Annotated in this window: 10 protein-coding genes; 9 read left to right on the forward strand and 1 reads right to left on the reverse strand. The window is 48.1% G+C overall.

The genetic code is table 11. The features are described 5' to 3' along the window. The first annotated feature begins 2 nt into the window (after positions 1-2). From galU to EIZ37_RS05040, 8 genes are all read left to right on the forward strand, one after another. Complete coding sequence (galU, locus tag EIZ37_RS05005; RefSeq protein ID WP_134683474.1) at positions 3-866, forward strand: UTP--glucose-1-phosphate uridylyltransferase GalU; 864 nt, start codon at positions 3-5, stop codon at positions 864-866. Positions 867-1,292: 426 nt separating this feature from the next. Further along, a complete protein-coding gene (locus EIZ37_RS05010; RefSeq protein ID WP_134683475.1) occupies positions 1,293-2,159 on the forward strand; it encodes a phosphatidylinositol-specific phospholipase C/glycerophosphodiester phosphodiesterase family protein in 867 nt (288 codons plus the stop codon). A gap of 553 nt (positions 2,160-2,712) precedes the next feature. Next, positions 2,713-3,000 carry an AbrB/MazE/SpoVT family DNA-binding domain-containing protein gene (locus EIZ37_RS05015; protein WP_134683577.1) on the forward strand — a complete coding sequence of 96 codons (288 nt, stop codon included), beginning with the start codon at positions 2,713-2,715 and terminating at the stop codon, positions 2,998-3,000. 231 nt (positions 3,001-3,231) lie between these two features. Next, positions 3,232-5,484 carry a S8 family serine peptidase gene (locus EIZ37_RS05020; protein WP_134683476.1) on the forward strand — a complete coding sequence of 751 codons (2,253 nt, stop codon included), beginning with the start codon at positions 3,232-3,234 and terminating at the stop codon, positions 5,482-5,484. Positions 5,485-5,658: 174 nt separating this feature from the next. Continuing rightward, positions 5,659-6,927, forward strand: coding sequence for a copper amine oxidase N-terminal domain-containing protein (locus EIZ37_RS05025; RefSeq protein ID WP_134683477.1), 1,269 nt, complete (start codon positions 5,659-5,661; stop codon positions 6,925-6,927). A gap of 143 nt (positions 6,928-7,070) precedes the next feature. Next, positions 7,071-8,024, forward strand: coding sequence for an accessory Sec system S-layer assembly protein (locus tag EIZ37_RS05030; protein WP_134683478.1), 954 nt, complete (start codon positions 7,071-7,073; stop codon positions 8,022-8,024). 83 nt (positions 8,025-8,107) lie between these two features. Beyond that, positions 8,108-9,085 carry an SLAP domain-containing protein gene (locus EIZ37_RS05035; protein WP_134683479.1) on the forward strand — a complete coding sequence of 326 codons (978 nt, stop codon included), beginning with the start codon at positions 8,108-8,110 and terminating at the stop codon, positions 9,083-9,085. A 49-nt stretch (positions 9,086-9,134) separates the two neighbouring features. Continuing rightward, positions 9,135-10,112, forward strand: a complete 978-nt coding sequence (locus tag EIZ37_RS05040; protein WP_134683480.1) for an SLAP domain-containing protein — start codon at positions 9,135-9,137, stop codon at positions 10,110-10,112. Positions 10,113-10,173: 61 nt separating this feature from the next. On the opposite strand, the gene EIZ37_RS05045 is transcribed toward EIZ37_RS05040, so the two are convergent. Beyond that, entirely contained in the window at positions 10,174-12,192 is a 2,019-nt protein-coding gene (locus EIZ37_RS05045) for a S8 family serine peptidase (RefSeq protein WP_134683481.1), read from the reverse strand. 182 nt (positions 12,193-12,374) lie between these two features. On the opposite strand from EIZ37_RS05045, the gene EIZ37_RS05050 reads away from it, so the two are divergent. Continuing rightward, positions 12,375-12,773, forward strand: a complete 399-nt coding sequence (locus EIZ37_RS05050) for a hypothetical protein (RefSeq protein ID WP_134683482.1) — start codon at positions 12,375-12,377, stop codon at positions 12,771-12,773. Positions 12,774-12,777: the final 4 nt, after the last annotated feature.

Here is a 12,777-nt window from a genome sequence, read left to right on the forward strand (position 1 = left end):
GCATGATTAAAAAAGCCATCATTCCTGCAGCGGGTCTAGGAACTCGATTTCTTCCCGCAACAAAAGCTCAGCCAAAAGAGATGTTACCAATCGTCGATAAACCGACGATTCAATATATTGTTGAAGAGGCAGTCGAATCGGGAATAGAAGATATCATTATCGTTACCGGTCGTCATAAAAGAGCAATTGAAGATCATTTTGACAAATCGGTCGAATTAGAAGTCAACCTTTTTGAAAAACAACAAAATACCTTATTGGAGATTGTCGAAGAGATTTCAAACATGGTGGATATCCACTACATTAGGCAAAAAGAGCCCCTTGGTCTGGGGCATGCTGTATACTGCGCTAGAAAGTTTATTGGAAATGATCCTTTTGCGGTTTTGCTCGGTGATGATATCACAGTTAGTGAGGTTCCCTGTCTTAAACAAATGATTCAAGTTTATAACCGGGAACAAAAATCTGTTATTGGTGTACAATCTGTTCAATGGAAAGAAACCAATAAATACGGAATAATTACCCCAGGAAGGGAAAAAGGAAAGGTAACAGAAGTGGTTGATCTTGTTGAAAAACCGATAGTTAATCCACCTTCTAACTTGGCTGTTATGGGGCGGTATATTTTGGAGCCGAAAGTGTTTGATTACCTGGGAAAAACAAAGCCTGGAACGGGCGGAGAGATCCAACTCACAGATGCATTAAAGGAGTTAGCGAAAGAAAGCGAAATTATTGCATATAATTACGAGGGTAAGCGTTATGATGTAGGGGATAAACTTGGATTTCTGCAAGCAACTGTGGAATTTGCCTTAAAACGTGAGGATTTGCGTGAAGAGTTTACATTATATCTTCAAAAAGTAGCTATGCAGAGTTAATACATTTATTTGAAGCTGGCCAAAACTCATCGATATGGGGTTGGCTCTTTTTTTTGTCCGATTTATTATTAACTATGCCTTTAACGAATGTGCGGCTAAATCAAAGAAAGGTATTATAAATTTCTAACTGGTTGCAGAACTACTACCTTACATGAGAAAAAGCTACTCATATAACCTGTGATAAAATGTGGAACTTATTATTGAGTAAAGATAAAAATGAGAGTTGATTCAATTTGCTTAATAATATTTCTTGTCTTAGCTGTATTAGTTTTAATAAATTATTTAAATGTTTAAAAAAGTATTCCTTGGATAGCTCTAAGCGATTATTTCGAATATATTTAAATTGCAATTAAGGTGAACAAGATTTATTATTTTTTGGACTTCTATTTTAATGTACGCTAACACATAGGGAATCGAGGAAAATCCATGAGAAGGTTTTTACAATTTTTTTTACTTTTGCTAAGTATCTTTTATTCGACCTCAGTATCAGAAGCAGCGGAATCCCAAACTAAAATTTGGTCTGATTATACTCTTATTGCACATGCCTTTGGTGGGGTTGCTGGCAATACTTACACTAACTCTTACGAAGCCTTTATCGCTAACTATGATAAGGGGCAACGAGTGTTTGAAGTTGATTTAATCCTAACTTCTGATAACTATTTAGTTGCTCGACATGATTGGTCGGAAAGTTTCACCAAGATGTTACAACAAGATATATCTAGCAGTAAAGGGCAACCTCTAAGCTATGATGAGATTAGAAAATACAAAATAATGAAACGTTACACGATGCTTGAATTCAGTGAGATTGCAAAAATCCTAAAAGAGTATCCAGATATTTATATTGTTACGGATACGAAAGACACTGAAAAATTATTAGTGGAACGACAATTCAACATATTGGTAAATGAAGCAAAGAAAGTAGATGTGACCATTTTAAAAAGGATTATCCCACAGATATATAACCAAGAGATGTTTGCAACTTTGGAAAATATTCATTCGTTTGATAATTATATTTATACTCTTTATCAATCGAAAGATACTAATGATCAAGTTATTAAATTTGTAAGTAATAATAATATCGCTGCTATAACCATGCCGACTTTTAAAGCAAATGTCGAATTTGTATCAAAGTTAAAGGAAGAAGGCATTCCGGTATATGTTCACACTTTAAACAACCTTGATGAAATGAAGAAATTCAAAGATATAGGGGTACATGGGTTTTACACAGACTTTGTTACATACAAAGATATTGACCATTACAATTTAGAGGAAAAGTTACGCCAAACGAAGTAGATAATCTTAATCTGTTGACTTTGATTTCTTGATTTAGATTTGTAGAAACATGAATCTTTAAGATTTTATGCTCTGCTACTTTTGTCTAGCTAGGTGATTTTCTAAAGTCCATACTACCACTCACAACAGTGGAAGTATGGACTTAAATATATTAAATAGAAAATTATAACCTACAACCATATAACCACCCCACCCCCACACAGATAGGGCAATTCTCCCGTACACACCTCCCACCCCACCCTGTTACAATTAATGGAAGGGACAACCCCAACTCTCGGAAGTCCCCCAGCAAAAACACTTGGGAGGAATCGGAACTATGACAAATCGCAGCTGTCAAATCCCTGGTTGCCAAGGCAAGCACGTGGCCAAAGGGTTCTGTGCCAAACACTACCAGGCACACCGATTGCAGCAAAACCAAAATCCAGCCAAACACTCCGCCTTACAAGAGACAGCTGCAGCGATGGAACGCACTTGCCAGGTACCTGGCTGTCAAGGCGCCTATTACGCAAAAGGCTTTTGTGCTTCGCATTATCAGAAAAACCGGATCTTGTCCATGAGCACATCCTCCAGCCAAGAGGTGAAAGGAGCGGGACACTCCACCGGGATTACCCGTCAGCTGGACAACCTGGGCAGAATCGTCTTGCCTATTGAGCTTCGCCGTTCCTTGAATATCGAGATTTCCGACTCGCTGGAAATATTCGTGGACCGCGACATGCTCATCTTGCGGAAATATTCGCCAGGCTGCACATTTTGCGGGACGATTACGATGGATTCGATCTATTTCAAAGGAAGAGTCATCTGCCAGGAATGCAATCGTTCCTGTAATGAGCTGCTCACATGAGCGGATACGAATGATATTGCTCTTGCCGTCGAAGAGATGTCTTTTTTCATGGGACAAATGATTTCCTAATCTTTCACTGCTATACTTACATAAAAATGTATACAAGATCCCGTTTCCGATCGCGGTGGGTACTGTGTTTGCAGGAACGGGGTTTTGACTCTTTTGAAAACAGGGTAATACATAGGAACAAGTCCTGAAGACTGATGGTACCATCCAAAAGGAGAAAAAGAGATGCAGATGAAAGAATATGGCCGCAAACTGGGGAAAATCGCCGTAGCCTTCTCATTATTCACATTTGTCGGACAAGCGGGTATATGGGCCCACGAAGTCCGTGCAGAAACGAGCTCGCCATCGATCCCAAGCAGTGAGACGGGCGAGTACATTATTAAGATGAAAAAAACAGCATCAGCCCTGTCCGCGAAGTCGATGCTATCTGCAAAAGGCGCGTCAGTCCTGAGTGTTAACAATCAGCGAGTGGTGATGAAGCTGGACAAGGCTTCCGAGCAAGAGGCCCTGACAAGCTTATCATCCAACCCTAGCGTGGAATATATCGAGCCCAATATTAAAATGCATACGTTCGCAGAGATTGCCGACCCGAGCTATTCCAAGCAATGGGGATTGCGTGCGATCCATGCGGCAGAGGCTTGGGCAGAAGCCACAAACACAGAGGAAGTAACGGTTGCTGTCCTCGATACCGGGGTAGATTACACGCATCCGGATCTGGCCAACCGTGTCGATACCAAGCATGATTATGATTATATCAATGGCGATTCTGACGCGATGGATGACAACGGACATGGCACGCATGTATCGGGGATTCTCGCAGCAGAGCTGAACAAGGTTGGCATTGCGGGAACGGCGGGCCCGATCGATGTGAAGCTGCTTCCGTTAAAGGTCTTGGATGATGAAGGAGATGGGGACCTGTATCACGTGGCGATGGCGATCGAGGATGCGGTGGACCTCGGTGCGGATGTCATCAATTTGAGTCTGGGCGGCTATTGGAATGAGGAAATGGACGGGAAACCCAGAACCATGATCGATGCTGTAGAATACGCAATGGACAAAGGCGCAGTGGTCATAGCGGCTGCCGGAAACGAAAAGGCCGACGCGGACTACTTCATCCCTGCTTCCATTCCTGATGTCATTACAGTAAGTGCTGTCAATGAAAATCTGAAGCTCACTAACTTCTCCAATTTTGGGGACAGTATCGATATTGCCGCACCGGGGGAAGACATTCTCAGTACATGGCCGGGGGGAGGCTACGTATATGAGTCGGGCACCTCGATGGCGACACCGTTTGTCTCTGGAGCGGCTGCTTTGCTGAAGGCACAGAATCCGGATCTGGACCCCGAGGAGCTGACGGATCTGCTGCTCGAAGGGACTACGGATCTAGGAGCGAAAGGCGACGATGATTTGTACGGTGAGGGCTTGCTCAACATTTACCAGGCCTGGCAGGATGGAGCGGATGATGTAGAGAATTCGGCACCTGTGCTGGAGAAAATCAGCGCCAGCTCCAAAAAGCTTACCCTCAAGCCGGGAGCACAGTCTCAATTGTCTGTAAACGCCTATTACTCCGACGATTCGAAAAAGGATATCACGTCCGAAGTGCAATGGGATTCGCAAAATGAACGGGTCGCGGTTGTCGAGAATGGACTGGTGACCGCAAAAGGATTTGGGAAAACAAACATTACAGCTGATTTTGGCGGAAAAACGCTCAAGATACCGGTAGAAATCACGGTCAGCAGCCTGAAAGCTTCCACGAGCCGCCTGTCGTTGAAACCGGTTGGCACAGCGACGATCCAGATTATGGCTACGTACGGGGATAAATCCACTGCAATGATCGATCCCGATGAGATTGAATGGAGCTCCAATGATGAAAGCGTAGCGACCGTTGCTGATGGCGTTGTGTCTGCCCATAACGTGGGGCGGACTTATATCACGGCTTCCTATGGAGGAAAAGCGGTAAAAGTAAGCGTGACGATCCAGCTGACGAAGCTGGAGGCGTCCTCCAGCAAGCTTTTGATGAAGCCGGACGATGCTTCGTTGATCAAGCTCAGCGCAGTCTATGGAAGTGAAAAGGAAGAAGTCACGGAAGAAGCGACATGGAAGACCAGCAATGACGATGTGGCGGAATATCAAGATGGGCAAATCGTGACGACAGGGTTCGGAAAAGCAACCATTACGGCGACCTACCGTGGCAAATCGACCAACATCAGTGTAGACACCACACTGAAAAAGCTGGCAGCCGATGCCACGAAAAAAACGCTGAAGCTGGAAGAAACTTATGCACCAACGTTGGAGGCAACCTACCGGGATGATTCCGAGGATGAGGTCACCGCAGACATTGACTGGTCTTCGTCGAATGAGAAAGTAGCTACTGTGGATGAAGAAGGGCTAATCACCGCAGTTGCCGAGGGAAGAGCGACGATCACAGCCAAATATGGCGGAAAAACAGTTAGAATTTCTATCACCGTAACGGATTAAAACAGGAAACTCTCGATTGAGTCATCTGACTTGGTCGAGGGTTTTTTATGTGAGATAGTTATTTGTCCCAGCTGTTTATTAAGAAAAATAAAACTTTTGAACCATGTAATCGTAGTTTCAGTGTGGTCAAATAAGGGAAATACCATTAAAAAACACCAAGGAGGTTTCACCGTAATGAAAAAATGGTTTCCCATGCTTCTTTCTGTAGCGCTGTTATCTTCCGTTTCTCCGTTGGCTGCGGTACAAGCTGCTAAGCCTGCGAAGGAGACAGGCGGCGGATCGGAAAAAGAAAGCAAGCCTGCAAAAGAGGACAAACAAGGTTCCGACAGTGGAAAATCCGATAAGGACACTGGAAAAGGCAAGGCTGACAAGGACACAGGAAATGGCAAGGCCGACAAGGACACTGGCAAGGCCGACAAAGACACTGGCAAAGCCGACAAGCCCGAAAAGGAATCTTCTGATGAGACAAGCAATGATGACGGTCTTTCTCTCGATGGCGATATTGAGGTAGATGTTGAAGTAGATGCCGATGTAGAAGTTGAGACAGAAACAGACGGTACCGTAGAGGAAGCTCCAGCAGAAGAACAACCAGCTGACACTGCGCCTCTTACCAAAAAACAAGCGGTAAAAGAAGCGGTAAAACTGAAAAAAGAAATCATCACGCTTCGTCAAGAATTGAAAAAAGTAGCTGAGGTTACTCCGGAAATCCAAGCGAAATACGAAGAACTTACAAAAGAACTGGAAAGTGCGTCCGCTTTGGGTGAAGCTCTTTCTGTTCAAAAAGAACTCTTGGAAAAAGTGTACAAGCCTGGTGATGCTGCACAATACGAAAAGCTGGGTGAGCTCTATGAGCAAACGGGTGACGAAACGCTGAAAACCTTCGTGAATGGCGAAGAAGTAGAAGCTGAGCAACAACCATTCATCGCAAAGGGCAGAGCGATGGTACCAGTGCGTGCGATCAGCAAAGCACTGAAAGCAGAAGTAAACTACAGCGCTGAAACCAAAACGGTAGAAATTACTCGCGGCGACAGCAAAATCACGCTGTATCTGGATAAAAACGAAGCAGTGGTAAATGGCGAGACCATCAAGCTGGACAGCGCGCCAGTAATCAAAAATGGCCGCATGTTCCTGCCACTCCGCTTTATCGGTGAAAGCTTGAATGCAAAAGTGGGCTACCAAGATGAGGGTAAAATCGTGATCATCGAAGATCCAGAGGCAACTGACGGTACAACAACCGACGGTACAACAACCGACGGTACAACAACCGACGGTACAACAACTGACGGTACAACAACGGACACAACAACGGACACAACAACGGACACAACAACCGGCACAACAACGGACACAACAACCGACACCACAACTGAGACAACAACCGACACCACAACTGAGACAACAACCGAAACTACAACCGAAACAACCACTACAACTCAATCCTAATGTTCACAGCGGCGCTGCCCAAGCGGGTGGCGCCGTTTCGTTTTGAAAACGGGTAGTAATATGCTATAGTGTATGTCAGGAATGTCCATCCCCTTTATTTGGAATGTCGATGGACAGGGAGTACAGATAGGGAGCGACATGACATGTTATCATTTGTAAAAAACTTTCTGTCGGGAAAGTCCGACCCTAAGGAACTGAAAGAAGAGATCAAGGAGGAGTCCATTCTTGCGGCCTCCGAAGCGAATACAATCAAGGAAGATACAGAGGAAACACCACAAGCGGAAACGGCCGAGGGAGTAACGACGCCTATTTCTCTGCATGAGTCGTGGGATCAAAACCTTTCGATGCAGCAGAAGTATTCTCTTTCCTTTATGGCATCCGAGCTTCCGCCGATTGCACCCGGTAACATCTCGCTGGCCGGGGTCAGTCTGGTGCCCCACGAAGAGGGCATCGCGGTCGTCGCTTTTGTCCGCAATGCTTCCCCGAATCCGGTCCGTTTGGGCAAAATGAATCTCGTGGTCTTGATTCAGGATAACCAGCTGTTCACGCGGCAGTCGTTTGACTTGTCGGAGCTGGGTGAGATTCCGCCGTTTCATGCCAGACCGTGGGAATTTGTATTCAGCAGGGAACACTATCTGATGGTCAATGTAGCGCTCCGCAACTGGAAGCTGGCCTTCGAGATCGCAGAGAAGAAAATGGTCCTCCCGCAAAAGCTGGAGCTGGAGGAATCCTGGATCAAATCGCTGTCCGATGCTCAGAAGGATTCCTTGATCGAATTGGCGAAGCAGTTGCCTGCACTGAAGCCGGGAGAAGTCAACGTGCAAAGCGTCCAACTTTCCAAGAGCGAGGATGGCAGCCTGCGGGCACTCCTGTTGATCCGCAATGGCTCGGAGCGTTCACTCTCCTTTGAAAAACTTCCGCTTGCCCTGATCGACGCGACGGGAGAAACGGTAGCGCAAGGTCTGTTTGAGCTGGGCTCGCTCACTGTCAATGCGGAAACGAGCAAACCATGGATGTTCATTTTTCCGCCGGAGAGCATTCTCAAGGAAAATCCGGATTTCAGCCGTTGGAGCGTCCGGGTGCCCCAAGGGGAATAAGCCACCGAATGATTTGACCCTGTTGGTCCAAAAACGATATGATGATAAGAAGACCTCAGAAGAGAGACGAAGAGGGGGATACTATGTTTTCATTCATAAAAAATTGGTTTGGCAAGGACCGTGATGACGCGCGTTCCCTTGAAGATTTAAAGAAAGAGATTCAGGAAGAGTCCATTGTGGAAGCAGAGGAGCTGCAGGAAGCAGGGAATGCCGTCAATGCAGCGCAGACAACGGACAAGCCTGCGCCAGCACCAAAGAAAGAGCGTCAAAAAGTAAAGACCGAGCTGTCGCTGCATCCTTTATGGGAAGAAATGCTGGATAACGAGAAAAAGTACGCGCTGCGCTTTTTGCAAGCGGATTTGCCTGAGATGATTGTGGGTACGGTGGGCGTCACCGGCTTCAGTATGATTCCGGGAGACGGCGGGATCACGGTAGCGATGTTTTTCCGTAATGGGACGGCGTACCCGGTGCGTTTCAAAACGATCACGCTTTCCGTCTATCTGGATGACCGCTTGTTTGCGCGTCATGCATTTAATATGGAAGAGCTGGGGGCGATTCCGTCCAACACCAGCCGTCCGTGGGAAGTCTTTTTCCCAGCGGATAGTTTTGTCAGCGATAATTTTGCCTTCAGCCGTTGGAAAGTGAAGCTGCATGTGGGCAAGAGCATGTATCAATGGCCGCGTGAGCTTGATCTGGATCCGGCGATGGAAGCCAAAATGACCGACATGCAAAAAAACAGACTGGAATACATCCTGCAAGTACTGCCGCCGTTAAAACGGAATACAGTGGAAGTAACCGGTTTTGATATCAGCCGGATGAAGGACGGACGTCTGGTGGTTGCGATGCTGTTTCAAAATGCGACGGATCAGGTGTATTCTCCAGAAAAGCTGGATATTACCATCAAGGATCCGGATGGCAGCGTGATTGCCGAGGGCTTGGTTCAGACAGACAAAATTCATGTGCGGCCAGGAACCAGCCGACCCTGGATCATGGTATTCCCGCCTGAATTGGTGAAGAAGCAGGATACGGTGCTGCGTCATTGGGCGCTGATTGTGAAGTAAGAACACAAAGATACATATGTGAGTGTGTGGCTATCGAGGAGGTTTTTTCATGAGTTGGTTACTGGAGAATTGGTTTGGGACAGAGGAAAGCTTGGAACAGGTGCGTGAAGATATTCGCGAGCACTTGCAAAAGGAATCGTATCTCGGGGTCTCCGGATTGGATCGTCCCGAGCAATCCGCCAATCGCGTGGATTCAAAAGAACTGTCCGTAGTTTTGCATGGACCGTGGGATAGCAAGCTGGATGATATGGAAGAGGAGCTGCTGGAATACATTCACGACCAATTGCCGCCGGTTGTACGCGATGAGGTCGGCATTACACCATTTTTTACGAATGTCACGCCAGAAGGCTATCTCGTCCTCGCGTTCCTGCGCAACGCATGCGACCGCGATATTTTGCTGCAAAAGCTGCCGCTCGTCCTGACGACACCGGACGGCGAAGTGGTGGCCCGCAAGACGTTTGATATGATGCCTTTTGGGATCCTGGGCAAGTTTGTCAGCCGTCCAAGTGAATTCATGTTCCGTTGGGAAGAGTTCACCCGCGTGCCGGAGCAGGAAGTCCCCTTGACGCTCTCCTATGAAGGCAAACCGAAAAAACGGGAACTGACGCCAGAAAAATACACCGATACCAATGGCTTGTCGGAGCAAGATCTTGGCAAGTACATGGAGCATGCGGAAGATAAAATCGAAGCGATCCCGGGCCAGGTCGATCTCCAGGTATTGGACATCGCCGCGGGAGATGAAGGCGGACTGAAAATCGTCGTGCTGTTCCGCAACGGATTGGGCAAACGCCTGGAATTTACCGAGGTGCCGATTCGCATCCATGATAAGCAAGGAAGAGAAGTAGCGCGCGTTCGCTATGAATTGAGCAACCTGCGCGTAGATCCGCAAAGCAGCCGGATGTGGACTTTCTATGTGCCGGAGGAGTCCATCAAGCTGAAGCAAGTCTCTCCGGAGGATTGTGTGGCTTACATTCCGCAGCCTCAGCAAAGCAAAGATAACGATACGAATAAAGGCTTGATGCAATAAATGACGAAAATCCCTCATGTCTTGCTGACATCAGGGATTTTTCGTTTTGTTCGCTCCCTAGTCAATATCTGACGCGAAACGGCATGATGGTCGGTTTGCCCAAAGCCATACCTTTTTGGGAACGGATCTGATCGGTAACCAGGAGAAAGTACATTTCACCCGGCTTCATAGGTGCGACGGGTCTGATGCGGATTTCCCGATTGCTTCGATTCAGCGTAAGTGTAGCAGCGATCTTTTCTTGGCGATCGGTTTCGATCCAGATCGACTGATCATTTACAGTCTTGGCATCGATGGCTTGGGAGAAGCCGATCGCGAACGTCTTGCTCCGAGACACGTTCCGCTGCATGGGATATGAATGCAGATTGTCTTCGTATGCAGGCGAGTGATCGGTTGTCGAAAAGGAAGCCAAAGGAATGGCATTCATCAACATCACCCGATAGCGCTCGTTGGCGGCTAATGGGCTGTCGGCATCCAGTGTGAAACGATTGCTCGACCATTTGGTGAGGGTTGTACCCGGCACTTCCTGTCCGTGGGAATCGATCAGCTTCACATATTTTTGCAAAGTGGCCGCAATCGGTGATGCGTCCAGCTGTACCTCGACCGAGGGATAGAGGCTCACATCGGTTTTCCCCCAAGCCGGGGCGGTGGATCGAATGAAGCCATCCGACGCTGGATGGACTGCGCTTCTTGTTTTCGTGGAAAATGCCACCCGGGCCGGATCTTGCTTCAGGATGCCGGCAAGGGTACTGGTCCGGGCGAGCAATGTTTTCCACGAGTAGCTGCTTCCCTTGGCATCCGTGACCATGATCTTGTCGCTGGCGTTTTGCGTAAAGAAAGCGACATATTGCTCCGGATCATGGATCAGTTCTTCCAGGGTGAAGGCAGCGGCGCTTTGGGGAGCGCTCGCGACCTGCTTGATTGCTTCCAGAAAGTCGATACGGCCATGGCCGCTGTAGCGATCGGTGCCGCGTGCATCGATGTCAGCAGCCGTGCTTGTCAGGATCGCTCTCAGGTCGCTTGCCTCAAGCGGCTTTGGCGATGCGGCCAGCAGGAGTGCGGCGAGGGCGCTCACGTGAGGGGCAGCCATGGAAGTGCCGCTCATATAGGCGTACTTATTGTCGGGGATGGTGCTTATGATGTCTACCCCGGGAGCAGCGAGATCGATTTCGGGTCCGTTATTGGAGAAAAACGGGACCTCATCCTGCTCGGTTGTGGCTGCTACAGCGATGGATTCCGGATAAGCAGCGGGGTAATCGACATCGCCGGCCTCGTTTCCGGCCGCCGCTACGACCAGTACGCCTTTTTCCGCAGCATACCGGATGGCATCGTGCTCGGCTTTGGAGGAAAGCGAGGCGCCCAAGCTCAAGTTAATGACAGATGCCCCCATGTCGACGGCATCGTAGATCGCTTTCACTTCGTTTGAAACGGTTCCGTTGCCTTCTCCGTCTAATATTTTAAGGGGAATAATGCGCACGTCCGCCTTGCCGGTCAGTCCGGATACGCCCAAGCTGTTGTCCGTCAGAGCAGCGATGATGCCGCTGACGTGCGTGCCATGACCGTTTTCATCGTCCGGGACTGTGTCATGTTCCACATAGTCATAGCCGTCGATGATGCGGCCGGCCAGATCCGGATGGTCCGGATCGATGCCGGTATCGATGACCGCGACTTTTACGGTTCTTTTGGCGTTTGCCGCCAGTGACCACGCTTCCTGCGCCTGCAAACGGGACAACGCCCATTGCTCCATGCTGCCAGGATCGTTGGGCCGCACCGATTTCGCCTTTATGCTTTTCGGAGGATCCGGTATTTGCACCAGATGGTTTTGCTCCACAGATTGGATGTCTGGTCTGTCGGCAAGTTGCTCGATCAATTTCTTTGCATCTGCTGTGGTTTTCGGCTCGAAGACACTCACCTCGGGCGCGGCATGCTGATACTCTTGCTCCCAGACTACCAAGACTTCATTTTGCGGGGCGGCATCGTGCGAGGATTCCGCGGCAAGCACCTCGAGGCCGGGTGAGACAAGCAGGCTCATGATCAAGAGAATGCTTGCGGTCGACCGGCGGGATCGATGGGAAAGGTTCATGCTGCTGGCTCCTCCTGCTCGGCTCAGTTTGTGGCTTTCATTCTACTAGATTGCAGTCAGAGCGCCTACAGGGAGTGAGAGGAAGCGGGTTTGGTGACATTTTGCCAGATGGGGAAGGTCTCTTTTGCTCCTTCAATTATCTGTGCTAGACTAAGAGGAATGAAAGGAGAGGAGGAGGCAAGTTGCGCTTTCATCAAAAAATTGCCATCATTTGTATGGTGCTGACGCTTTTGATTCTTCCGGTTACCGATCGAGTCACGTGGGCGGCAGGAGAAGAAGGGATTTATATCGGCGGCGATTCTCCTACCTACTTTTATATGAAGGACATCCTCCGCAGCGACAGGCAATTGGAAGCATTGAAGAAGCTGCTGACAGAAGTGGATACAGAAGAAATATTCATCGTTCGCGATGGCCAAATGGCGAGTATTTATGAAATCTTGAGCGATCGACCGTACTACACCTATGACCCGAGCCGATTGTTGCCTGAATACACGCGTATCGCTGACGGCACTCGCATGGTGATTAACAGAAATATGCAGCAGGAAGACTCAGAAGCCCCAGAAATTGTCTATATCCGATAAAAAG

Source organism: Brevibacillus migulae, from assembly GCF_004521915.1.
In the GTDB taxonomy this organism is placed as follows: domain Bacteria; phylum Bacillota; class Bacilli; order Brevibacillales; family Brevibacillaceae; genus Brevibacillus_F; species Brevibacillus_F migulae.